Origin of the sequence: Proteus faecis (assembly GCF_030286765.1) — a bacterium.
Taxonomy (GTDB): Bacteria; Pseudomonadota; Gammaproteobacteria; order Enterobacterales; family Enterobacteriaceae; genus Proteus; species Proteus faecis.
In genome coordinates this window covers 58,184-83,246 of record NZ_JASVWV010000010.1, presented here as the reverse complement: position 1 = coordinate 83,246, position 25,063 = coordinate 58,184, and the positions used below count along the sequence as shown (strand labels likewise).

At 37.0% G+C, this 25,063-nt stretch carries 15 protein-coding genes; 6 read left to right on the top strand and 9 right to left on the bottom strand.

Annotated features, from left to right (window positions below; translation table 11 throughout):
• Positions 1–18 precede the first annotated feature (18 nt).
• Positions 19–141, bottom strand: coding sequence for a hypothetical protein (locus tag QSH13_RS13230; RefSeq protein ID WP_286039265.1), 123 nt, complete (start codon positions 139–141; stop codon positions 19–21).
• Positions 142–289: 148 nt separating this feature from the next.
• Between QSH13_RS13230 and gntK the strand changes: the two genes are divergently transcribed.
• The 3 genes from gntK to QSH13_RS13215 all read left to right on the top strand — a co-directional run bounded on the left by gntK (position 290) and on the right by QSH13_RS13215 (position 3,267).
• Positions 290–844 (top strand): gluconokinase, encoded by a 555-nt coding sequence (gene gntK / locus QSH13_RS13225; RefSeq protein ID WP_286039264.1) that lies wholly within the window; start codon positions 290–292, stop codon positions 842–844.
• Positions 841–2,178 (top strand): gluconate transporter, encoded by a 1,338-nt coding sequence (gntU, locus tag QSH13_RS13220; protein ID WP_109398282.1) that lies wholly within the window; start codon positions 841–843, stop codon positions 2,176–2,178. Before gntK ends, gntU begins: the two co-directional genes overlap by 4 nt.
• A 150-nt stretch (positions 2,179–2,328) precedes the next feature.
• Complete coding sequence (locus QSH13_RS13215) at positions 2,329–3,267, top strand: methyl-accepting chemotaxis protein (RefSeq protein ID WP_109398281.1); 939 nt, start codon at positions 2,329–2,331, stop codon at positions 3,265–3,267.
• Between the two features lie 69 nt (positions 3,268–3,336).
• On the opposite strand, the gene QSH13_RS18595 is transcribed toward QSH13_RS13215, so the two are convergent.
• From QSH13_RS18595 to QSH13_RS13180, 7 genes are all read right to left on the bottom strand, one after another.
• Positions 3,337–4,569, bottom strand: coding sequence for an SGNH/GDSL hydrolase family protein (locus QSH13_RS18595; protein ID WP_286039263.1), 1,233 nt, complete (start codon positions 4,567–4,569; stop codon positions 3,337–3,339).
• Positions 4,544–5,746 carry an SGNH/GDSL hydrolase family protein gene (locus QSH13_RS13205; RefSeq protein WP_286039262.1) on the bottom strand — a complete coding sequence of 401 codons (1,203 nt, stop codon included), beginning with the start codon at positions 5,744–5,746 and terminating at the stop codon, positions 4,544–4,546. Before QSH13_RS13205 ends, QSH13_RS18595 begins: the two co-directional genes overlap by 26 nt.
• Positions 5,733–7,151, bottom strand: a complete 1,419-nt coding sequence (locus QSH13_RS13200) for an MBOAT family O-acyltransferase (protein WP_286039261.1) — start codon at positions 7,149–7,151, stop codon at positions 5,733–5,735. Before QSH13_RS13200 ends, QSH13_RS13205 begins: the two co-directional genes overlap by 14 nt.
• A gap of 163 nt (positions 7,152–7,314) precedes the next feature.
• A complete protein-coding gene (locus tag QSH13_RS13195; protein WP_109407032.1) occupies positions 7,315–8,109 on the bottom strand; it encodes a protein bax in 795 nt (264 codons plus the stop codon).
• 275 nt (positions 8,110–8,384) lie between these two features.
• The gene (locus QSH13_RS13190) at positions 8,385–9,539 is read right to left on the bottom strand and encodes a DUF4056 domain-containing protein (protein ID WP_196544305.1); all 1,155 of its coding nucleotides are present in this window, start codon (positions 9,537–9,539) and stop codon (positions 8,385–8,387) included.
• Positions 9,539–10,681, bottom strand: coding sequence for a BamA/TamA family outer membrane protein (locus tag QSH13_RS13185; protein ID WP_109398275.1), 1,143 nt, complete (start codon positions 10,679–10,681; stop codon positions 9,539–9,541). The genes QSH13_RS13190 and QSH13_RS13185 overlap by 1 nt, the downstream gene beginning before the upstream one ends.
• Positions 10,681–11,682, bottom strand: coding sequence for a hypothetical protein (locus QSH13_RS13180; protein ID WP_286039260.1), 1,002 nt, complete (start codon positions 11,680–11,682; stop codon positions 10,681–10,683). The genes QSH13_RS13185 and QSH13_RS13180 overlap by 1 nt, the downstream gene beginning before the upstream one ends.
• A 356-nt stretch (positions 11,683–12,038) precedes the next feature.
• Between QSH13_RS13180 and QSH13_RS13175 the strand changes: the two genes are divergently transcribed.
• Positions 12,039–12,494: a regulatory protein RecX gene (locus tag QSH13_RS13175; protein ID WP_109398273.1), complete on the top strand. Its 456-nt coding sequence runs from the start codon at positions 12,039–12,041 to the stop codon at positions 12,492–12,494.
• Positions 12,495–12,498: 4 nt separating this feature from the next.
• On the opposite strand, the gene QSH13_RS13170 is transcribed toward QSH13_RS13175, so the two are convergent.
• Positions 12,499–13,371 (bottom strand): LysR family transcriptional regulator, encoded by an 873-nt coding sequence (locus QSH13_RS13170; protein ID WP_286039259.1) that lies wholly within the window; start codon positions 13,369–13,371, stop codon positions 12,499–12,501.
• 415 nt (positions 13,372–13,786) lie between these two features.
• On the opposite strand from QSH13_RS13170, the gene QSH13_RS13165 reads away from it, so the two are divergent.
• Together QSH13_RS13165 and QSH13_RS13160 are read left to right on the top strand one after the other, a co-directional pair.
• Positions 13,787–20,656, top strand: a complete 6,870-nt coding sequence (locus QSH13_RS13165) for a Tc toxin subunit A-related protein (protein ID WP_286039258.1) — start codon at positions 13,787–13,789, stop codon at positions 20,654–20,656.
• Between the two features lie 55 nt (positions 20,657–20,711).
• The gene (locus QSH13_RS13160; RefSeq protein WP_286039257.1) at positions 20,712–25,043 is read left to right on the top strand and encodes a SpvB/TcaC N-terminal domain-containing protein; all 4,332 of its coding nucleotides are present in this window, start codon (positions 20,712–20,714) and stop codon (positions 25,041–25,043) included.
• The last annotated feature ends 20 nt before the right edge of the window (positions 25,044–25,063 follow it).

The following is a 25,063-nucleotide window of genomic DNA, read 5'->3' as shown; positions in this document are numbered from 1 at the left end:
AATATTTAAGCCCTATTGTTATGTTCGTAACAGTAGGGCTTTTTTATTGAGATAGCCTTTCGCTTTTAGCGTTATCTTTCCCCATTTTGCTGAGAATAAAAAGAAGTTGGTAAGATATTTTGTTGTCAGTTTGTAGATCATCTTACTTTCATTTGAGAGTCGCTTCACATTTTCACTTCTTAGTTGATCTTCGTTGTTGTATTTACCTTGCTACTTCGGATATGTTACCCGTAACAGTTACGGGTAACATTACAAGAAAGACTTAATATCTGCCTTAAAGGAGCATTCTATGAACGATACCCAATCCCTACACCATGTTTTCATCTTAATGGGGGTATCAGGCAGCGGTAAATCTGCGGTCGCAAGTGGTGTAGCACAACGTACAGGTGCTGCATTTTTGGACGGTGATTTCCTCCATCCTCGCTCAAATATTACTAAAATGGCATCTGGCCATGCTTTAAATGATGAAGATCGTAAACCTTGGCTACAAGCATTAAATGATGCCGCATTTGCAATGCAAAGAACCAATAGTGTTTCATTAATTGTTTGTTCTGCATTGAAAAAACAGTATCGAGATATGTTAAGAGACGGCAATCAATGTCTGCACTTTTTATATTTAAAAGGTGACTATGAGCTGATTGAAAGTCGCTTAAAAGCACGTAAAGGGCACTTCTTTAAACCTCAAATGTTAGTGACTCAATTTGAAACCTTAGAAGAGCCAACTAAAGCTGAAAACGATGTGTATGAAATTGATATTTCAATGCCACTTGATGATGTGATTGAAAGTGCAATTAATAAGATAAATTCAGTCACTCAAGGGACCTTTGAAGGGGAAACGGTATGAGTACATTAACACTGGTGCTAACGGCAGTTGGCTCTGTTTTATTACTGCTCTTTTTTGTGATGTATGCTCGTTTACATGCTTTTATTGCATTAATGATTGTTGCCATTGGCGCAGGCCTTTTCTCTGGTATGCCTTTGGAGAAAATCACACAAACCATGCAAAACGGCATGGGGGGGACTTTAGGTTTCCTCTCTATTGTCGTCGCGTTAGGGGCAATGTTTGGTAAGGTACTGCATGAAACTGGGGCATTAGACCAAATCGCAGTGCGATTATTAAAATACTTTGGTGAGAAACGTGCCAACTACGCATTAGGTATTGCAGGTTTAATTTGTGCTCTACCTCTGTTCTTTGATGTCGCTGTTGTCTTATTAATTGGTGTTGTATTCGCTGTTGCTCGTCGTACCGGTGGCAATGTGGTAAAAATGGCTATTCCTCTATTTGCGGGGGTTGCCGGTGCTGCAGCTTTCTTATTGCCAGGACCAACACCGATGTTGTTAGCTGATCAAATGAATGCTGATTTTGGTTGGATGATCTTAATTGGTTTGTGTGCGGCTATTCCAGGCATGTTATTAGCCGGTCCTATCTTTGGTAACTTTATCAGCCGTTATGTCACCTTAGACTTACCAAAAGATTTATCGGAGCCTAGCTTAGGTCAGAATAAAATGCCTTCTTTTGGTTTCAGTCTTGCACTTGTGTTGTTACCTTTAGTCTTAGTGGGATGTAAAACCATTGGTGCACGTTTCGTTGAGAAAGGCTCAGAGCTGTACAACATTCTTGAATTTGTTGGTCATCCTTTTATCGCTATTCTTGTGGCGTGTTTAGTGGCTATTTATGGCTTAGCAATCCGCCGTGGTATGAGCAAAGAAAAAGTGATGGAGATTTGTTCTGCTGCCATTCAACCGGCGGGGATCATTTTGCTGGTGACGGGTGCAGGTGGTGTCTTTAAACAAGTATTAGTCGATTCAGGTGTTGGCCCTGCCTTAGGGAATGCTTTAATTGGCGCGGGTATGCCTATCGCAGTCGCGTGTTTTATATTAGCGGGTGCAGTACGTGTGATTCAAGGATCAGCAACGGTTGCTTGTTTAACCGCGGTGGGTTTAGTTTTACCGGTGATCAATGAGTTGGGATACAGTGGTGCTCAAATGGCAGCATTGTCAGTCTGTATCGCGGGTGGTTCTATTATTCTTAGCCATGTTAATGACTCAGGTTTCTGGTTGTTTGGTAAATTTACGGGTGCGACAGAAGCACAAACCTTAAAAACATGGTCATTAATGGAAACGATTCTTGGCACAACAGGTGCAGTGATCGGTATGATTTTCTTCGCTTTTCTTTGATATCTAATCCCTGTGTTTCAAATTATTAGCGCGTCTTTTGACGCGCTTTTTTCATTGCTATAAATGCCTATCAAATATGACAGAAAATACCGCATTAATGATTAACCTATAGGCTTCTTTATTCGTTGAGAATATTTAGGGCTATCATATATGGTTGACTATAATTCGCTTTTTATTAAACACACGGATTGTAATATTCATACAATCACACTTATACGTGATTCGATTTTGGCATCAAGTAATAAGTTACAAGATAAGCTTAATTTACTTGATGAGATGGAACATCTATTCAATAAGATGTTAGATAATTCCAGCTTATTAACTCAATTTTTAAATGAGGTTGATACACATTTTACGCATAGCCGAGAAGAGATAGAAAATTTTTCAGATTGGCTAAAAAAAATTAAAGAGAGTGCCAGCAATATTGATAGGCTTTCTAGTCAAGCGAACTTGTTATCGATAAATTCGGCAATTGAAGCTGGGCATATAGGGCGAGAAGGTGCGGGATTTTCAGTCTTAGCCCAAGAGATGAAAAAATTATCATTAGAAATCCAGAAACAAGCTTCTTCTATTGCTAGCATTAATAACAATTTAGGTGCTCGCTTTATTCCAGTTAAAGAAACTACAGAAAAAAACCAAGAACAGGTTCAACAAATAAAAATACAGGTAGAAGAAGGGCATCAAAACTTAATCTCATTGTCAGAGCAAGTGAATGAACTTAAACATATTTTTACCTTTATTTCGATGCAGCAATTTTTTAATACCGTTAAACTTGATCATGTTTTATGGAAAGAAGCGATTTATATCCATTTATTAAATAATGATGATGAGCACTGTGTTAACCAACATACCGAATGTCGATTAGGTAAATGGTATTACCAAGGTGATGGACGGAAATTCGCAGGTACAGAGGCTTTTCGTCGTTTAGAAGAACCACATAAGTTGGTACATGAATGCGGGCGTTTAGCACTAAGCGCTAATATAAATGGTGATCAAGATGCAGTAACGCAATATATAGAACGAATGGAACAAGCCAGTGTTGATGTTATCAAGTATGTGGATGTTTTATTAAACTCAGGAACTTACTAATTAGATAAATAAAAATAAGAAAACCAAGAAGGAGCGATAGGCTCCTTTTGGTGTATTAAACAGAGTGGATCAGCCTTTGTTTATTAAGGTATTTAATTGGCTATAAAGTGTATTGGCACTACTTTCATAACCTTCACGAGAAAGATGAACACCATCTGGCCTTGCTAAATCATACAATGCCCACACTTTTATTGAGCACTCTCCGCCCATATAGTTACGCCAATCCCAAAAAAGGGTTTTTTCTTGTTGGGCGACTTCTTTTTGAATTTTGACAATATCACTTAGCCATTGAGGTTGTTGTGAACGGCAATCTAGCGCTTCTTTATTTTTGATTGAGTCAGAAGGCCCAATTAATAAAATGGCACTATTAGGAGCGTACTGGCGAATTTGGCGGATCTTATCCGTAAGTTGTTGACGATAGGCGACTAAATCGAAGGTGTCATTAAAAGCTTCATTTGTACCATAAGCCAAAATCACCATATCAGGATGTAATTGTCCTAACGTTTCAGTCCACTGTGGGCCCCATTTATCCATCATATTGATAGTGGCGCCATTAATGCCTAATGAAGAAAGCATTACCCCAGGTTGTTGATTGGTGATCAACCAACCGCCTAATTTTACTGGCTGGTTTTTGCTCACTGTAATGTTGACAGGGAATGTCATGGCTGTTGGATTTGAAAACTGCCATTTACCTTGTGTTTGCGATAGTGAAAGGACTTTGCTTGTCGATGACTGTACATTCACTTGTGCCGTTGTTGGCGTTTTATAAAGTGCTTGTAACTGATAGCGTTGTTGAGTCACAGGGTTTTCAGATAACTGTAATTTTGCCCATTTCGCTTGAGGTTCACTAATAAAGCCTCCTAATGGGAAATCAGGATCGCTGTCTTTTCTGCTTGAAAGCAGTGCCCATGCCTTTTTGTCACTCTGGTATTGTACGTTTGCAATGCGTTGACCTGCGATATTTGTCGGAGGAATAAAACCAATACCGCCATTACCATAGTCAGTTTGAAAACGTTCACGCAACTTACCACTGAAAAAATCAGCCGCAGTATGGGAATCTCCTAACTGGACAATGTGAACAGTTTGGCGACCTTGCTGGAGTTTCTTAACAAAGCCTGCAAAGTTGGGATCATGATAGTTATAAAGCTGTCTTGAACCATCAGCGGGTAATACGGTTGGTGTGGGGAGCTTTACTTTTTTTTCAGTGTCTTGGTTACAAGCAACTAAGAGTGAAACTAAAGCCAATATGATTGAGCTACTGACTAAAGTTTTACGCTTAAGGATGTGCGTTATCTGTTTCATTTACAATAACCGTGTTTTTATCGTTTACATCATCGACTGCATTATCTTCTTTAATTTCTTCTTGAAGATGAATGCGTGAGAATACGTGTTGAGCAATAATTTGCTGGCCTTTTAAGCTAAAATGAATGCCATCACCGGCTCTTAACTTAACACGACTGCTACCGTCACCCATATAATCAGAATAAATATCTTTCTCATATTTAAACATATCATTGACGGAAAGGTAAATTTCGCCCATTTTTTCAGCTTCTTCACGGTAAAGTTTATCGAGATATGCCATACCTTCAGATAACTTCTGCTTGCGCATATTAGGTGGTCCAACCCAAATAACAGTGACATTATTCTGCCGAGCATTTTCTATAATGCTTGCAATACGAGCTCGATAGGCTGATTCCCACGCTTCACTCGCAAATTTTAAGTAACGTCCTCCCCCATCGGGTGGCATATCCCAAGGATCGTTAGGACCTAAAAAGACCACTAATAATTTGATAGAGTCGTCACTGGCTAAACGTGTCGCAATCGTTTGTGGCCAATTGAAAAAGCGTGGATAAGCAAGTCCTGTACTTTGTTTACTTAAATCGATACTGCTGATGTTGTAATCTGTTTTCAGCTGGCGTTTAAGTAAAGGTGCAACACCTTGCATCATTGAATCGCCCGCAAATAACACTTTATCTTTTGGTGATAAGGTAATTTCTGTTTTCTGAACGATAGGTTTTAGGGCTTGTAAGGCGTCATCAGACACATCCGTAACTGAATGGTAAGGTAATCCACTCATTGCTTGCTTACGCTCTAACAGTTGAGGGAAGCGTTGTGTTAATTGAGTCGCTGGTCGTGTATACCCGTTAAAGAAGTGTAGGCCAACAGCAAAGCCTTCAGGAAGTTGCTCAGGTGCTGAGGTTTGTACTATTGGTTTTGCCTGATTATCGGGATGGTTAACTTGTAGGTAATCACCATAGCTTTCTATCGCAACGAATACACCATCACGTAGTTGTCCACCTACTTGCCAAGCATAATAGTGAGAAAGCCCAGACCAAGGTGCAGGGCGGTGATATTGTTGTTGCCAAAAGCGCTCTAGCGATGTTTGGTTTAGCCAAATCAACAAGATGGTACTAAAGAGTACCATTAAGGCGACTTTTGCTGTCTTTTTTAAATTTGAGCAGAAATCAAAAGTTGGCATAAATAAATCCTGGCACCCCATCTGGAGACAACATAAAAATAATCGTGAGGATCAACGCAAGTGGTAGAGGATAAACATACCACGGCACTTTTTTCTCAAGACGAGCCACGATATCCCTTAATGTCACAAAGCAAGGATAAAGTAAGAAAAGTCCCCAGAACATAAAGAGGGTTAAGCCTTCAGCTTGTAATGATGCCCAAGCTCCCACACTAAAGAGTTGCTGGATTAAGACCAACGCATCTCCCACGGTTTGACTGCGGAAAAATATCCACGCAAAGCAAACAAAGTGGAAAGTGATTATCCACGACAACAACATATTTAATGACGATAAGGCACTCGGCAGGGGATTTTTCTTCGGCGGAAAGAGGCGGTGTTTAATATTCAATAACACCACACCCATCCCGTGAATAGCGCCCCAAATAATAAAGGTCATTGCCGCACCGTGCCATAATCCAGAAATCACCATTGCAGCAAATGCATTAATGTTTTGTCTAATCACCCCTTTACGATTACCCCCTAAAGGAATATAGACGTAATCACGAATAAAGGTAGATAAACTAATGTGCCATCGACGCCAGAAATCGGCTAAGTTTATCGCTAAATAAGGTGCATTAAAGTTACGAGGCACGACAAAACCCAGTAATAAGGCAATACCTGTAACAAGATTGGTGTAACCCGAGAAGTTGAAATAGATATGCCATGCATAGGCATAAACTGCGGTTAGTACTTGTCCACTTTGCGCTAAATCAGGTGCATTAAATACGGGATCGACATAGTTTGTTGAGAACCAACCACTTAACCAAAAGAGTTTTGCGATAGCCAAAACAATTAGCATTATCGCCCCTTTATAATCAATGATTTTACGTGTTGGCGCCTGAATTTGTGGGAGAAATTCTTTAGCGCGATTAATTGGCCCCGCGACGATGCTTGGAAAAAAGCATAAATAAAGAACGACATCTAAAAATGGCGCTTTAGGGATCTCTTTTCGGCAAACAGAAACAACATAGCTGACCGAATGGAAAATATAGAAAGAGAGTCCTAATGGTGCAAGCAACTCAATAAGAGGCAACTCAATACTGAGTCCCCATTGTTGGAATGCTTGTGTCAGTGTTTCTTGGAAAAATGAGTAATATTTAAAGGCAGTAAAATAGACTGCAACGAGTAATCCTAATAGCCAGTATATTACTTTAGAGGATGTATACTTAGTTAATATATTCGCCAGTAAATAAATAAAGAGCGTATAGCTTAATAAGATAATCGCAGGACGATAATCCGCATAAAATAGAAAAGCATAACTGACTGTAATCAGTAGGATATTTTGGATCTTGACGTGCTTTTGAAAGAGCCAGTATAGAACAAAAAAGCTAACAAAGGCTCCGAGAAACTCGAATGAAAAAAAATTCATAAATGGCTCTAAGGGTGTGATTTAAAAGTCATACCAAACGTGTTACCACATATATTATGAATTCTAAGCAGGCTTTCAATCAAAAGATTATCTTGTGATAAATAAAAGCCACTTTTCTCTAGATAGAAAAGTGGCTTTTTGTTGGATGAAAGCTTGTTAAAGCTTAACTATCTTGCTTCGACTGCAACTGAACTTGAGTGATCAGTTTTTTATTTGAGTCGAACATTTCGGTCAGATAATCGTTATAACTTGAGCCCATTTCTGAGTAACCTTTCAAGTCAGTGATTAACTGGCGAGAGTCGAGTTGTTGCTGCGTCATTCTTTGCTGTGCTCTTGAGGAGCGCAATGAATTATAGGCGCGGTGCGTATTTAGATTACGCATATAAGCAATCACTGAGCCTTCAATATCAGGGTAGGCTGCATAGCCTTTGGTTTTCCCTGGAACGTTATTGCAAGACTGACTCCCACATCGCATACCGAATAGATTATTATTTTGTTGTGCCAACTTCGATGTTCCCCAGCCAGATTCTGTTGCAGCTTGCGTTGCGACAAAGTGTGTCGGAATAATGTCAACGCGAGTTAATAACGAATCCCAATTTACTTTTTTCGGGCTGGTACATGTAACGCCATAATATTGACAGATTTCACGCAATTTTTTTAAATCTGCGCTGCCCCAGTGCTGGGCTTTACGTTGAGCGGTTAACCACTCACGATCTCTCAAAATCTTATTATTAACATTGTCAATAATAGGAACTATGACATTTAAAAACGCTTTCTTACGCTGTGTTCCCGAAGGGTATTTTTTCAAATCTGGCAACGGTGTTGACGTGCTTTTGAAAGAATACGCTTGCAGTATATGGGAACTGCCGGTACTGGTTGAAGCAAAACTTACACCAGTAAAGAGTAGTGAAATCAAGAAAGCGAAGACGGCACTTGTCCTCATCAATTGAGAGGGCATTGCTTCTCCTCGTTTAACTGGATAAAAATCGAACGAATACTAGCAAATTACTTTTTTCATATCTACAAAATATCGCCTCACATTAGGATAACTACGAGTGATTTGTTAAATAAATGTATAAGTTTTACTGGAAAGCCTCGTTTTATAATCGCTTTTTTCCTTTAACAAAAAGTGCTTTTTTGTTCTAAACTTAAATTTGTCTTATGAAAAAAGATGTGACTTAACCTAAATTTAGTGAAATTAAGCGTTTTTAATGTGTCAATTTTGTTTGTTATTTAGTCAATTTTTGTTGTTTTAGGTCTAGTTTTATTATCAATTTCACGTGCTTTTTCTGTTAAATCAGTAAAATCCGCTTCACTCCAGTAGGTTTTGGGATGAGGTAAATTCTCCATCTCTTTTGTTGGCCAAAGCTGAAATTCTGCTAATTGTTTTAAAACGTAACCAGAATAAGCACTAGGTAAAGTGAGAAAGTGAGGTGATGCGATTTCCTCGAAAGGTAACACGGGATAGCGTTGATCTGAGATATGATAATCACGCATTAAAACTAAAAATTTATCAGGAACTCGCTGCTGACTATCCCACCATTGTCCATCAATAACATCAAACCATTGTTGTGTTATTTGGCGTGGTTGAGCTTCTAACTGATAAAGTGCAGAAGGAATAATACCTTGCATTGATTGATTATATTGTTCAAGGCTGGTGGCGTGTCCCTTTAGGATCAGTGTAAGAGAAAGCCTTGCTCCAAGTAAATTGGAATAGAGATCTTCGGGTGAAAATGCCGAGATACCTTCTGAAAAACTGGGTACAGAACGAAAACCATACCATTGTGCAATTTCATGCCATACAGCAAGGCGATAACCGAGGTGTGCGGCAAGATAGGCGCTTAAGGTATAACGTTCTAATTCGTTTTTAGGTGGCGTAAATGCATTAAAGTGGATCTTACGTTGTGCTAATTCATCACTTAGCGCTAATGTCCACTCCTGTCCTAATTTTGGATAAATATGACTAAAGAGATAATAAGTATAATCTGCGGTGTCACGAATATGGGCAATATCAAGAAACCCACCCTTATGAGAGTAAATTAAACCGGATTTTTCGCTTCCAATCCCTAATACAGCTACAGTACCGAGCCAAAAATTGTCGTTATAACGGTGATTGCCCAATGCTGAGGCTTCAATAACGTTATCAATACGATAAAACGGGATGGGAATTTCAAACGCTTTAACTTTTAAATCGTAACCAAAGGCACAACAAGGCCTTAAACCATTGGGGGCTGTTAACGGTGCAGGCGTTTGCCAAAGTTGTGTTGCTTCTTCATGGGTAACACTATCAATATTGGCATACAGAGATTTAACAGGTGTGACTTGAGTGCAACCTGTAATAAATAAGAAGAAGACAATGGTGTTGATAAAAAGAAACCGCTTAAACATCAAAATGCTTCACCTACTTGAAAATAGAATCCTGTACTTTCTTTACCGATACCAAAATCGAGACGTACATTCATACGTGGTTTAAATTCAAATCGATAACCCACGCCGATACTAGGTAGCCAGTGGCCTTTACCTAAATCACGCGCTTGATCGCTTAACGTTCCCCCTCCGACCCAAAGTGCAATGCCATGGCGCCAATCGAGTTTTTGGCGGTACTCTAATTGGGTTGAAAAGACATGATTATCTTGGTATCGGCCTTCGTAATAGCCTCGCATTTGCTGTCCATTACTCAGTTTAGATAATTGACTCCAAGGTATATCACCTGATGTAAAGCGCGCATAATTATCAAATGCTAAGACCGCACTGTCACTTAAAGGATAATAGTAGTTATATTGTATTTGAGTCGCATTAAAGCGGTTATTACTACCTGTCTTCGGTGAATAATGGGTATAACGGATATCAAGAGCCTGACCTTGATAAGCATTCGGCAAAAAATCACGGCTATCATAAGTAAAACGGATACTTAATCCAGAGCTTGTGCTGCGTAATGGCAAACCACGCTTATCCATATACGTTTTAAATGGGGTATCAGGGTTGGCGGCTTGTAGATTGGAGTAATCCCACCCTAAGCCTATATAGGTGTTTTTGGTAATTTGGCGCAGTAAAGTAGGTGTTAGATGCAATTCTTGAGAGCGAAATTCACCGAAATGATCTTTAATTTGCCCTTCGTGATAACCCTCTCCCCAATAATTGGTAGGGACATTATTTAATGTTCCCGTCAGATAAAAGCGCCAAGTATCATCGGCTAAATAGGTATAGTTGCTAAAGGTCATCCCAAAAGCACCCGTTGATGAGCCAAAGCCACTTAATGAGAAAGACGAAATTTTGCTATCAGGGCGACTATCTGCTTGATAAAGCCCAACAAGGGCAATCCCCACACCAAACTCTAATTCTGGTGTATAAAAAGGGCCAGGTAAGATCCCCCAGTCGATAGTTTTACTGCGATCGAAGTTATTTTCTCCCCCTAAGCCCACTAACCATTGGTCTATTTGTTGTCTATCGGGAAAGAGTTGTGCTTGTGCGGTGTGTGAAGTAAAGAGGCTGGCAAAGGCCAGCCCAAAAATAAAAGGGTATTTAACCATTAAAAACGGAACTCACCTGAAACAAAGAAGCTATTACGGTTATTAAAACCGAGTTCTGTAATGACATTAAAATTACGTGTGACTTCTAAACGTGCACCCACAGTTTGGTTCCATTTATGAGCAAGATGCTGTTCAACATCGAATTTCATGTCACCCATAAGGGGTTTTATCCAAGGTTTATTCATTATATCGTCAAATTCATCAGGTAAACTCAGTTTACTAATGTCACCTTTAAATCGTTGAGTAATATCTTGGTACATTGCACCTGTCCATACCTGCAATTTAGTATTTCCTTGTCCCGCAATTAAAGGCTCAAAAACAAATTCATAACCTACACGAGGTGTGATTACTAATGCTTTAATATCCCCATCTAAAATATCTAGATTTGTTTTGGTATAGTTTAGATCAAAAGTAGCAAAATATTGGTTATATCCACCTGCTAAAGTAAAACCAGCACCGTAAGACTTACCTTCATAATCTAAATTAAAAGGGATATCAGTTGCTAGAGGGGCATTAACGTCAAAGCCAACAGATTTTAGTTGTGCTGTAGATGTTCCTTTGGTTTTACCATAAATTCCATAAACATTCATAAAAGGGAAAACCCAAGTATCTAGTTTCAGCATATGAGATTCATTACTACTGCGTGTATGGCCAACATCAATAAGTAATTGTGAAAATATATCTTGACCAAATTCTGTACTAGAATTAAATCCAATTTTATCTACAATAATATCTTGGCGCAGATTCATATAATTATAACTAACACCAAAAGGCTCGGGTAAATCATAACCACGGGCGCGGGCTTCATCGCCCCAGATTGGTAAAACACGAGATTGGCTTGCTGGGGTACGAGTATTTAATGAGCCTTCGCTATTTAAAGCAGTACCGCCGGATTGGCTAACACTTAGGGAGAGTAGTGGGCGATCGCTATCCGCGTAAGAAAAGCCAGTCGCAAGGAGGGAGGCGGTTAATACCACCTTATTTAAATTGGAAAAGTGCATATATAACCCACAGAAAATTAAAAAAGTAAGTAGTAAAAGAGTAGCCGGAAATTTTAATCTTTTTCTTATTAATGATCACCAGCTATAAGTGCGATATATAGTAAAAGATGCTTTTATTTAGCCCCATTATAGGATTATTAAGGGTTTATTAAGTAAAAAGCCTTATTTTTTCTAAGTTAACCTTAATAAAGATAGTCGATTTAAATTATAAAAGAGAATGATAATTCTTCTTTTAACTATTACAATTTTATTACTCGCCAGATTACTGATTAAATTAACGTCGAAATAAGTTATTTCGGTGATAAACCGTTATGATAAGAGTCAATTCACATGGACTCTTTTAATAAAGGAACGTTATGACCTATCAAGAACTTTATCAGTACGCTATTTTTATGCTCTCTCGCCGTGATTACAGTACAAACGAACTACAACGTCGAATCGAACGCCGAATTCGCGAAACGGAGAAAGATTCGCCTACCGCCCCTGAATATTTGCCTCAAGTTATCGAACGCTTACTTGAAAGCCAATATCTTGATGATAATCGAACTATTTATAGTTTTTTTCGCAGTTATTTAAATAAATCCTATGGACCTTTACGTATCCGCCAAGAATTACGCCTAAAAGGATTCCCTAGCGAAATAATCGACCGTGTATTAGAAGAAACAGATACTGATTGGTATGCACTCTGCCAAGATCTTAAAGAGAAAAAATTTGGTACAGGTAAACCCAAAGATTATAAAGAGAAAGCCAAACAAGTTCGTTATTTACAATACCGAGGGTTTACCTCTGATACGATTAATGCTCTGTTTTAAGTCATTAACGTAGTGTCATTGCGATATCATCTAATTTCTTATTATTCTCTTTTTTAAAATAGACTTTTTGATGTAAGAAAATATCAAAAGGAAAAGGAGAACGAATAAACTGTACTTCATCGTTTGTAATGGCTGAAATATAATGAATATTTTCAGGTATAAAGCAGTAACCAGCCCCCTCATCCACGCAGTGCAAAACATCCGCCATTTCTGTTAAACCTAAAGTATGGTATTGATAACCTTGATTTTTTAGTTTACTCAAAATCGTTGAAAATATTGGATTTTGTAAAGTGCTGTTTCTTTGTATCAAGGTTTCTTTGGCAAAAAATGTTTTGGTATTGGGATATTGTTCATAGAGCTTCTTATTTACTAATAAGCCGACTTTTTGTGTGCATAAATTGATTGCATTGATATTTTTTTGTGGATAGTCAAACTCAAGAGAAGAAATCACAAGATCAAACTCTTTATCAAAAAGTTCCTCTTTAATATCATCGATATAACCGTCTTCTAAAGACAGGCTGTATTGATTGTTTTTTTGTCGGATCTCTAACAATTTTGTTTTTAAATCAGGGTAATAAAGACCATCTAATTTAATGGAGAGTGAGATTTTGTCCTCATTTGAGGTCAGTATCTGATTTTCAATTTTTCTAATTTTTTCATAATAGGGATATAAACGTTCATAGAGTGTTTTCCCCGCAGGAGTAAGATTCATTCCGCTTTTGGAGCGTTTAATCAGTGATTTACCTATTTGGCTTTCAAGTTCGTTAATACCGTGGCGTAATGCGGATGGGGTAACATTGATTTGTTCTGCTGCTTTGACTAGGCTTTGACAAGTTGCAACGGCAAAAAACTGGTTTATTTTTCGTGAGAAAAACATGTAAGTGTTCTCCACAGAGACATATTAATTGAAAACAATAATCTGCTTGAATGGGATTTTTATATTGATATTGGTCAATAATATTTTTACAGCGACTAAAAGTGAAAAATTATCGAAGATAAATTTAAAAAAGAATATCGATGACTAAATTTGATAATAAATAATGGCATTTTTTATAAGAAATAAAATCAAATGATTGATTTTATTATTGCTACATTTTATTTGTTATTTATATCTTTTTTTATATGTTTTTTTTATTAAAAAACGTGGCTATTCTATAAAGCATAAAAAAACTCAATATCACGTTATAAAAACTCAATTTTCATTTTTATTTTTCTTGTTATTTTAATTTTCGAGATGAAACGACGATTAAATTCTCTCTATTTTAAATTAACTTATATTAGGAAAATATTTAATGAAAAACATTAATACGCTTTTAACAAAAATGAATTCTGATGCAGTAGAAAATATTACGTTAAATGATCTGGCTCCCTTATCACTTCATGAAATTTACGCACTTAGTGAAGAAAAACTTAGTTGGCATGAAGCAAAAATATTATATAAAGAAGCACAAAAAGCCGCCAAAAAGAGTAAAATTAATGAAGCGCACTATTTAGCACGTCGTAATCCACAAGTGCAAAATGCAGTGGCTTTAGGAATGCGATCTCAGATTGCTCAAAGTAATACATTAGAAAATTGGATCCCAAATCGAGACAACTATTATGTCGATTCTAAATCTGTAGCATCGATGTTTTCGCCTGCGGGTTATTTAACAGAACTTTATCGTGAAGCGAAAGAAATACATGCTGAAAACCCAAGGTATCGCCTTAATAGACGCCGTCCTGATTTAGCAGAATTAGTACTTTCTCAAGAAAATATGGATAAAGAAATTTCAACACTGTCTTTATCAAATCAAATATTAACCACAGCATTACAACATAAATTAGGTAATGATAAAGATTTATTTCAAGAACTAGCAACAAACCGTACAATGGGTGAAAATCCTTATCATCAACCTTATCAAACTATTCGAGAAACATTATTATTACAGGATGGCTTGGTTGATAAATTAGTGAAAGCTGAGGATTCTCTTGATATTTTGGATACAGAATGGATCTCAACAATTATTTCATCGATTTCTCCTGAGTTATATACTATTTTAACAGAAGTAATTTCTGAAAATAATATTGATGAACTAGTAGAGAAAAATTTCGGAAATAAGGATATTAGTTTAAAAAATAATCTAAGATTCTTATCTGAATATTATTCTATTCCAGAAGAAGAAATATTACCATTATTTAATACACTTAAAGTAAATAATGAATTATCTTCAAAAGGCATGTTGATCTTAAATAAAATTATTCGCTTGCATAAAGCAACGGGGATCTCTGTTGATAATTTAATTATTTTAATTAAAACAAAAAATAATGATAACAATATTGATTCTGAGGTGATCCGAGCTATTCTTCATGTGCAATATATTATGGAGAAATACAATATTAATATTGAGCAATCTATAGTGCTTAATGGTGCTAACATTAATGAAAAAACATTAAATAATTCCTTATCTCTATTTGATGTTTTATTTAATTCTCCTCCTTTAGGTGAATTAAAATTTATTGCAGATAATAAAGCACTTGATTTTAATTCATCATCTCCAGATGATATAATACGTATTAATACCTTAAAAAGAGCATTTCATGCTGATGATATTGGTATTGTTGCTATGTGGAAATTAGCTTCTGGTAAAACAACGGAATTTACTTGTTCTATAGAAAATATTTCACTGTTATATCGAGTATATTTATTGGCAACAGTACATGGCCTAGATATTTATACTCTTTCTTTATTACTCGATATGTTGTCAGATCCTTTTAGTAAACCTATTAATCAACAATCTTCATCAGATGATGCGGCTAATTTAATTTATACAATAGATAATTATTTAAAATTTATTACAGATTATAAATTGAATATTCCGGAACTATATGTAATGACGGCAAATAAATATGATTTGCGCTATACAGATGAAATAAAAAATCTTATTGAAGAATTAATGAATGTTAAGTTAGTTAATGATGTTTTATTATCTCCACAGAAAATATTAGAATCTTATTTACCTATAATATCTTCTTATTTTCATATTTCTTCTTTAAACCAAGCTGGTTCTGTATGGATGACTCTGGAATCTACAGATTCATTAAATTCAACTATTTATGATTTTGTTGATTTAATCAATAAGGAAGATAAAACACAAGAGGATAAAAATAATGTTATTACTTATATACAAAATTTATGTCAAATGATCGCTATTTTTGCTAAAATAGGCTTAAATGAAGATGAGATAAATATATTGGGGTGGCAACGTGTGATTGGTAATGGAACAATCCTTCCAAATATCAAGTCAATAAAAGATTTATCTGATTTTCATCATTTTTATTTAGATAAAATAAGTAATAAAGAGGATCTGTCAAACATTATTATAGGTAGAGATAGAGCTTCAATTTTATCAAAAATATATAAAGTTAGTGAAGATGTTATTAATCAAATAATCTCTCTATTGAAACTTGATGATGTGATTAACTTTGATAATATCAAAGAAATTTCTAGCTATATTGATATGGTTAAAGTTTTTAATATTACACCAAATAATTTTGATTTATTAACTAAATTAAAATTTTCCATAAGTGGTAATAAAGAAGAAGATTATTTGAATTGGGATAGAGTCAGTAAAAACTTACAAAGTGGATTAAATGCTCAACAAGCTATTTTACTAAAAAATAAAATGGATGAAAAAAAGAATGTTGCATTATGTTCATTTTATATTAATCAGTTTAGTGAGTTAAATTTAGTAACTAGTGATGATGTTTATTATTATTTACTGATTGATAATAAGATCTCATCTGAAATAAAAACCACAAAGATAGAGCAAGCTATTGCAAGTATACAGCTATATATCAATGAATTTTTATCCTTAGATATAAAAGCTAATCACACACCTATTAAATCTCGTCAATTTTTTATAGATTGGGATAAATATAATAAGCGTTATAGCACTTGGAGTAGCGTTTCTTTATTAACTTATTATCCTGAAAATTATATTGATCCTACAGTACGTATTGGTCAAACTAAAATGATGGATACGCTGTTACAGACGATCGGTCAAAATAGCATTAACAGTGATACAATTGATGATGCATTTAAAACATATTTAACTTCTTTTGAACAAATTGCTAATTTAGATGTAATTAGTGGTTACCATGATGGTGTGACATTAGAAGATGGAAAGACTTATTTTATTGGTCATAATGTATCAGAAAAAGCAAGTTATTATTGGCGTAGTGCAGATCATAGTAAAATAAAAAAAGGTGTCATGGCATCCAATGCCTGGACTGAGTGGACGAAAATTGAGAATGGTGCTAGCCCTTACAATAATTTAATTCGTCCTGTTATTTTTAATAATCGATTATATGTTGCTTGGATTGAACGTAAAGAAGCTGAAAATAGAGAAATTGAAAATAAAGAAAAAACGATGTCTGTACCAATTTCTACGCAGGCACGTTATAGTTTAAATTTATCACATATCCGTTATGATGGAACTTGGAGTTCACCTATTGATTTCCAATTTTCTAATAATATCATAGAGAAAAAAGAAGGGAATTTTCATTTAAGCTATGATCAAGAGCTTGATAAATTATACTTTTTAACTTATATCACTAAGGATACCTATGATGATGGAAATAAGGAGTATAATGTTTATTCTATTGATAATGAAATGATATTTTCTAATATATCGGACTCAAATGAAGAAAATGCAGAAAACATTTATATTAATGTGAAATCTGAATTTGATATAGTTGGTAAAGAATCCATTAATAATGTTAATAATAAATTTATGTTGAGAGGAAAATTTGCTTATTCTATCTCTCATGATCCTATTGATAATATAAAAACGACTGACTCTAAAAATGTTTCTCTTTCAGGCAGTTTAATTAATGGCGTAAGTATAGAATCGAAAAATGAAATGTTATCTTGTTATCTTTCCGCTTTTATTAACTGTGATGTTAATTATGGACATCTTGCTCCTGCATCTATTAAAGATATTTTTAAAGGTTTGTTAAAAGAGGGGGCTATATTAGAGGATATTGTTTATACTTCTGGTAGTGTCGGTAAGTTAGAAACTTTGGCTTTTAATATAAAAACTGATTATAGTTATTATTTGGGTTTTGATATTAAGACAGATACAGTTTACTTCTTTATTTATGATAATAATAAAAATGCGATAATTAAAGGCTCAGATATTAATAATGGAGAAGATTATAACGTAGAACTGGCTTTTTTTACTAAACAGTCAAATAAATTATTAACTTATACATCGAAAAATGAAATCGCCTTTACGCTTTCTAATGAGTTAGGCGATGTATCGTTACAAAAATTTTTAAACACAGAAACGCCAAGATTTCTTTTTTCTGTTTCAGGAGAAACAAAGAGTGACTTGCTTCTGGGTGCATATGGGAAAATGATATCTTACCCATTGACTATTAGTGAGAGTGATTTAAATAAAGTTATCTATACTGATGATGAAATGATTGAAGATATTAAGATAACATTATCTTCTAATCCAGATAATAAAGTCACCTATTCTCTTGAACAATGGTCTAAAGCCAATACTTCTTTAAATGAAGGCAGTAATAGCTTCAATAGTAAAAATAATGTACTTAAGCTTGATCTGCCGCTAAGAGAATTTAATGATGATGGTGAATTAATATTAACTACAAAAGTAATAGCGGTTAATAAGAAACAAAAAGTTATTTCTGAAATCTTATGTTCTTTCAAAGTTAGTGAATTGGAACATATAAATGAAAGTGTTATTAGCTTAAAAACAAATCGAAAGCATGCTCAATATATGTCAATGACAGTAGCAAATAAACCTTTGTTAGTACGTTTAAATACGTTATTTGCACGCCAATTAGTCAAACGTGCGAATAAAGGAATTGATGCTATTTTAACATTAAGTTCTCAGAGGCTACCTGAACCTGCTTTGGATGAAGGTGCTGACGTACCGATGGATTTTAATGGTGCTAATGCCCTCTATTTTTGGGAACTGTTCTATTACACTCCGATGATGTTAGCAAATGTGATGTTAGAAGGACAAAATTACGATGAAGCTAATCGTTGGCTACGTTATGTTTTTAGTCCAATTGGTTATATTGATAGTGATACTCATACTCATCGTGTTTGGAATTCGCAGCCATTGTTAGCAGATATAGCTTGGGATAATGACCAATTGGATTCAACCGATCCTGATGCTGTGGCACAAGCTGATCCAATGCACTATAAGCTGGCTACGTTTATGAAGTACCTCGATATTGTTATGGCGAGGGGAGACAGCGCTTATCGTCTACTTGAACGAGACTCTTTAAATGAAGCTAAAATGTGGTATGTGCAGGCACTGAAACTGTTAGGTGCTGAAACGGAATCAGTCAGTGACGCTATTTGGTCTGCGCCAAAACTAATTGATGCAGCATCAAAAACAACCTCAACACGCGTAATTCATGAAGTGTGTAACGATGGGGAGTTACCGCGTACTGCAAATACCTTAACTTCGGTTTTTTTACCGCAAATTAATGAAAAATTAGCGCAGTATCGAGACATATTAAAAGCTCGTTTGTTTAACTTACGTCACAATTTATCGATTGATGGACAACCGTTGTCACTGCCAATTTATACGGCACCAGCAGATCCTAAAGCACTGCAAAATGCTGCCGTGATTCAATCACAAGGTGGTAGTGGTTTGCCAAATGCAGTGATGCCAATACAGCGCTTCCCTGTTATTTTAAATAGCGCAAAATCTGTGGTAAATCAGCTAATGCAATTTGGTAGCTCACTTTTTAGCATTACAGAACGCCAAGATGCACAAGCATTGTCTGAATTATTGATCACTCAAGGTAGCGAAATTATTCTGCAAAATATCAAATACCAGCAGAAAACGCTGGAAGAATTTGAGCATAATAAAAAAGCATTACAGGATTTACGTTCAGGTGCTGATAAACGCCTTACTTATTATAAAAAATTGTATAACCAGAATATTAGCACGCGAGAACAACAAGCCATGGATCTCTATTTGAGCTCTTCTGTGCTAAATACCGCAAGCCAAGGACTCAATATGGCAGCAGCGGCTGCAGATCTTGTGCCAAATATTTATGGTATGGCTGTCGGGGGATCACGTTTAGGCGCTATTTTTAATGCAACATCAATTTGTCTGCAATTATCAAGTTCTTCCACCCGTATTTCTGCAGATAGATTAAGTCAATCAGAGTATTATCGTCGACGCCATGAAGAGTGGGGCTCATTATGTGATACCGCACAATCCGAATTAGATCAGTTTGATGCTCAGCTTGCTGCATTAGAGGTTCGTCAACAGGCGGCGAGACTGCAGTTAGATAGCATGAAGTTACAACAACAGCAAACACGAGAGCACTTAATCTTCTTGCAAAATAAATTTACCAATAAAGCCCTGTATAGCTGGTTACGCGGTAAATTAATGGCGATTTATAAACCTTTTTACGACTTAACTGTTTCTCGTTGTCGTATGGCAGAATTGGCTTATCAGTACGACTTAGGTGAAACACAAACCTTTATTCGTCCAAGGGCATGGCAAGGTAACTATTCTGGTTTGATGGCGGGTGAAAGCTTAATGCATAACCTGACTCAAATGGAAAATAGCTACCTTGAAAAAGACAAACGTGCACTGGAAATCACCAAGATTGTATCGTTGGCAGATGTGTATCAAGGTTTAAGTAGTAATAAGTTTGGCTTTGACCAAGTGGCTGATGTGATTAACAAATCGAAAACTCAGCTAGGTACAGCAGAAAATGGTATCACGCTGAAAAATGGTCAATTGCAAGCCTCTATTAAGTTATCTGATTTAGCTATTGACAAAGATTACCCTGCTGATTTAGGTAAATTGCGTCGCGTTAAGCAAATTAGTGTGACATTACCAGCATTAACAGGCAGTTATCAGAATATTAGAGCCGTACTGAATTATGGCGGTAGTGCAGTGAAACCACGTGGTTGTAATGCAATTGCGATTTCTCATGGCATGAATGACAGTGGTCAGTTCCAACTGAACTTTAATGATGAGCGTTATCTACCCTTTGAAGGTTTACCAGTGAATGACACCAGTACACTGACTTTAAGCTTCCCTGATGCCACAGATAAGCAAAAAGAGATGTTACTGACACTGAACGACATCATTCTCCACATTAATTACACCATTCGTTAATTATCTAAATCTTAATTAATTACAGGCTCCTTAGGGAGCCTGTCAGGAGTTCTACATGCAAAATTCAGAGAAATTGACCTTTGATGCACCTAATTTACCGAAAGGCGGTGGTGCTGTCACAGGGTTAACTGGCAATATGGGCGCTGTTGGCCCTGATGGTGCCGCTACTTTTAGTTTGCCGTTGCCCATTAGTCAAGGCCGTGGTTACGCCCCTTCTTTAGGTTTAACTTATCAAAATCAATCTGGTAATGGCGCTTTTGGTTTTGGTTGGTCTGTAGGAGTGATGTCGATTCGTCGTCGTACTTCAAAAGGTGTTCCTACTTATACTCAACAAGATGAATTTGTTGGTCCTGAAGGCGAAGTGATTGTCCCGGTTGTTAATAAAAAGGGCGACATTGAAACCCTACAACGTAGTGAATTATTAGGTGTGAATTTATCACATCAATATCAAGTGACCGTTTATCGCTCTCGTATTGAAAAAAGCTTTAGCCGTTTTGAGTGTTGGTCACTTAATGACAAGAATGCACCTGCCAATACCCCAAAACAGTTTTGGGTGATGTTAAGTGCAAATGGTGATGTGCATTTATTTGGTTATGAAACCACAGCGCAGATTGTGGATAGTCAAAACAGTGCGAATATTGCGCAATGGAACCTCAATGCGTCTGTTTCAGCAACCGGTGAGCAAATTGAATATCACTATCGCGCTGAAGATGAACAAGGGTGCGATAAGCAAGAAATTCAATCACACAAGAATGCCAATACACAACGTTATTTAGAAAAAGTGTATTACGGTAATCCTATTGGTGAAAGAGCCTTTTCATGTACTAAAACCGATAACACATTACCTGACAATGCATTATTTACACTGGTATTTGATTACGGTGAACGTAGCAGTGCATTAGCAACGTATCCGCAATGGCAAAGTGGTTCAGCGTGGGCAGTGCGTAAAGACTGTTTTTCTCAATTTAATTACGGTTTTGAAGTGCGTACTCGTCGTTTATGTCGCCAAGTGCTGATGTATCACCGTTTAGAAAGCTTAGCGCAGCAAAGTGCCAAAGCGGAAACGCCAGAGTTAGTCTCAAGATTAACACTGACTTACGATGAATCAGCATCAGGTAGCATGTTAGTTTCAGCACAGCAATCGGCATTTAATAACAATAAAGATGCACAATCGCTGATGACATTACCACCTGTAAATTTTGATTGGCAAAAAGTGGGTTCTCCTACACAAGCACAGTGGCAATCATTAGATGAATTGGCGCAATTTTCACCACAACAGCCTTATCAATATGTTGATTTATTAGGTGAAGGACTTGCTGGCGTACTGTATCAAGACAGCGACGCTTGGTGGTATCGCGCACCGATTAGAAAAGAAGATCAGCAAAACCCAAATGCAATGACATGGGATAAAGCGCAGCCATTGCCGATTATTCCTTCATTACGCGGTTCGGCAATGCTGACGGATATTACCGGTGACGGCAAATTAGAGTGGTTAGTGACACAAGGCAATGTGAATGGCTATTACACGCAAGATGAAGAAAAAGCAGAAAATTGGCTAAATTTTGTGCCTCTTAATGCCTTTCCGATGGAATATTTTCATCCTCGAGCAGAAATAACCTCATTAACAGGCAGTGGTTTTGCTGATTTAGCGTTGATTGGTCCTCGTAGTATTCGTCTTTATGCCGGTTCAGCGCAAGGCTGGAAAAAAAGTAAAGAGATTATGCAGGCTGATGGCGTCACTTTGCCGATTAAAAACGTTAATCGACGAACTTTAGTGGCATTTAGTGATGTATTAGGTTCCGGTCAACAACATCTGATTAAGGTGGATTATCAAGGTGTGACGTGTTGGGTGCATTTAGGTAATGGTAAGTTTAGTACTCCTATCACTCTTACGGGTTTTTCTGCTGATCGCGTGAAATTTAATCCTAATCAGCTCTATTTGGCGGATTTAGATGGCAGTGGTACAACGGATATTATTTATGCTCAATCCACTCACTTAGAGGTCTATTTTAACCAAAGTGGTAATCAATTTGTGCGTGGCGATGATATCGCGCTACCTAAAGGGATGCATTTCGATAACCTTTGCCAATTACAGATTGCCGATGTGCAAGGTTTAGGTGTTGCCAGTATTTTACTGACCAAATTGACACCTAAAGCACAACATTGGGTGCTCTCTTTACAGAATGAAAAACCGTGGTTGTTAAGCTCGATTAATAACAATATGGGCATGGTTCAACATCTACATTACCGCAGTTCAGCGCAATGTTGGTTGGATGAAAAATTAGCAAGAAAACAGCAAGGTAAAGAAAAAGCCGTTAGTTATCTGCCTTTTGCGTTGCATACTCTGTGGCAAATTGAAACCGTTGATGAAATAACACAAAGCCGTTTAACGCAAACTTATAACTATCGCCACGGTGTGTGGGATGGTAAAGAGAAAGAGTTTCGTGGTTTTGGTTGTGTTGAAGTCACTAATGCGGAGTCATTTAAAAGCGAAGAAAACAGCGCAGATAAAACCCCAAATGCATTAACGCGTCAGTGGTTTTTTACTGGTAAATTGTCTGTTGATGCCAAATTTGCTGATGAATTCTGGCAGGGCGATAACGCGGCATTTCCACAGTTTTCTCCTCGATTTACGCAAGGTGAAGGGAGTGCAGAAAAAGAGTGCGATAGCGATTTACGTCAACAACAAAATTATTGGCTTGAGCGTGGATTGCAAGGCACGTTAATAAGAAGTGAAGTCTATGGATTGGATAATTCAACGGTATCAACTGTACCTTATGCCGTAACAGAACAACGCCCACAAGTGCGTTTGATTGAAGCACAAGGAAGTTCCCCTGTGGTGATACCATCTGTGGTTGAGAGTCGTGCCTATCATTATGAGCGTATTGCGTCTGATCCCACTTGCCATCAACAAATCACCTTAGAGCAAGATGGCTATGGTGTTGTCTCTAAAGCAGTCTCTGTTGATTACCCAAGACGCCATAATACAGCGGAAAATCCGTATCAGCATTATGAAAGCCTACCTGATACATTATGGAGCTCTAGCTATGATCAACAGCAACAAAGCTTACGTTTAAGCTTATCGCGTCAAACTTGTCATCATCTTGATATTTCAGAAAAGCAGATTTATCAGCTCGGCGTTGTGAAAGCAAGTCGTCACGATATTTGGACTTTTGGTGCTGAAAAACAGCCTAAAGAGGGCTTAAGTGTCGAAGCATTATTAGCAACCAATAATTTGCTCACACAAAAATCCGCATCCGTATTTGCTGGTCAACAGCAGTTTGCCTATATGGATGCTGATAATAAAGCAACCTTGGAAACACCTGATTTTCCTATTCGTTTGGCTTATACAGAAACCGCAGAATTGGATGAAGAGACAGCAAGAGTATTATCGCAGCCTTATCCTCAATTACAGCTTGATAACGTACTGAAAGATGCGGGTTATTCACAAGCAAATTATCAGTTTGCTGATGAAAAAGAGAAAGAGAAACAGCTGTGGATAAAACAGTTATTAGGCGTCACAACCTACGGTACTTTAGCTCAGTTTCACAAACCGCTGGTGTATAAACAGTCTGCGCTTTCTTGTGATTACAAACTGTTATGGGATAAACAATTTTGCGCATTAATGGGTAAAGGATCCCCTCAGAATACACAAGATTTCCATCTCACTTACGATTGGCGTTTTTTATCGCCTAATTCGATTACTGATGCCAATCATAATATTCATCAAGTCACTTTTGATGGTTTAGGTCGTGTGACGACGACGCGTTTTTCAGGAACGGAAGACGGCAAACAAAGCGGTTATAGCGATAAAGCGTTTTCTATGCCAACAACCATCGATGGGGCTTTAGCATTAACCGCGCCACTGCCGATTGCAACGGGTTTTGTGTATGTAACAGACAGTTGGATGTCAACATCGTCAAAGCTACCTCCGCACGCTCTGCAAATCATGACAGATCGTTATGACAGCAATTCACAACAGCAAATTCGCCAACAAATCGCCTTTAGCGATGGTTTGGGACGCCTATTGCAAACTTCTGTCAGAGTAGAAGCCGGTGAAGCCTTTTTACGTAGCGATAATGCCACACTGAGGGTTGATAAAAATCAGCGAGCGCAACAAAAGAGCACCACGATTCGTTGGGCTATTTCAGGCGAAACAGAATATGACAACAAAGGGAATGTAAAGCGAGTTTATCAACCTTACTTTCTTAATGACTGGCGTTATCTCGCTGATAGTTCAGCTCAGCAAAATCGTTTTGCTGATACTCACTACTATGACGCATTGGGGCGTTTATATCGGGTTATTACTGCCAAAGGTTATCAGCGTAATACCCTTGTGACACCTTGGTTTATTGTGCAGGAAGATGAAAATGACACTTTAACATAAGGTGATGAAATGCGGGTTAT

Excerpts from the sequence above, each read along its gene's own strand:
- QSH13_RS13230 (WP_286039265.1), bottom strand. The coding sequence starts at position 141 with ATGATCTACAAACTGACAACAAAATATCTTACCAACTTCTTTTTATTC.
- gntK (WP_286039264.1), top strand. The coding sequence starts at position 290 with ATGAACGATACCCAATCCCTACACCATGTTTTCATCTTAATGGGGGTA.
- gntU (WP_109398282.1), top strand. The coding sequence starts at position 841 with ATGAGTACATTAACACTGGTGCTAACGGCAGTTGGCTCTGTTTTATTA.
- QSH13_RS13215 (WP_109398281.1), top strand. The coding sequence starts at position 2,329 with ATGGTTGACTATAATTCGCTTTTTATTAAACACACGGATTGTAATATT.
- QSH13_RS18595 (WP_286039263.1), bottom strand. The coding sequence starts at position 4,569 with ATGAAACAGATAACGCACATCCTTAAGCGTAAAACTTTAGTCAGTAGC.
- QSH13_RS13205 (WP_286039262.1), bottom strand. The coding sequence starts at position 5,746 with ATGCCAACTTTTGATTTCTGCTCAAATTTAAAAAAGACAGCAAAAGTC.
- QSH13_RS13200 (WP_286039261.1), bottom strand. The coding sequence starts at position 7,151 with ATGAATTTTTTTTCATTCGAGTTTCTCGGAGCCTTTGTTAGCTTTTTT.
- QSH13_RS13195 (WP_109407032.1), bottom strand. The coding sequence starts at position 8,109 with ATGCCCTCTCAATTGATGAGGACAAGTGCCGTCTTCGCTTTCTTGATT.
- QSH13_RS13190 (WP_196544305.1), bottom strand. The coding sequence starts at position 9,539 with ATGTTTAAGCGGTTTCTTTTTATCAACACCATTGTCTTCTTCTTATTT.
- QSH13_RS13185 (WP_109398275.1), bottom strand. The coding sequence starts at position 10,681 with ATGGTTAAATACCCTTTTATTTTTGGGCTGGCCTTTGCCAGCCTCTTT.
- QSH13_RS13180 (WP_286039260.1), bottom strand. The coding sequence starts at position 11,682 with ATGCACTTTTCCAATTTAAATAAGGTGGTATTAACCGCCTCCCTCCTT.
- QSH13_RS13175 (WP_109398273.1), top strand. The coding sequence starts at position 12,039 with ATGACCTATCAAGAACTTTATCAGTACGCTATTTTTATGCTCTCTCGC.
- QSH13_RS13170 (WP_286039259.1), bottom strand. The coding sequence starts at position 13,371 with ATGTTTTTCTCACGAAAAATAAACCAGTTTTTTGCCGTTGCAACTTGT.
- QSH13_RS13165 (WP_286039258.1), top strand. The coding sequence starts at position 13,787 with ATGAAAAACATTAATACGCTTTTAACAAAAATGAATTCTGATGCAGTA.
- QSH13_RS13160 (WP_286039257.1), top strand. The coding sequence starts at position 20,712 with ATGCAAAATTCAGAGAAATTGACCTTTGATGCACCTAATTTACCGAAA.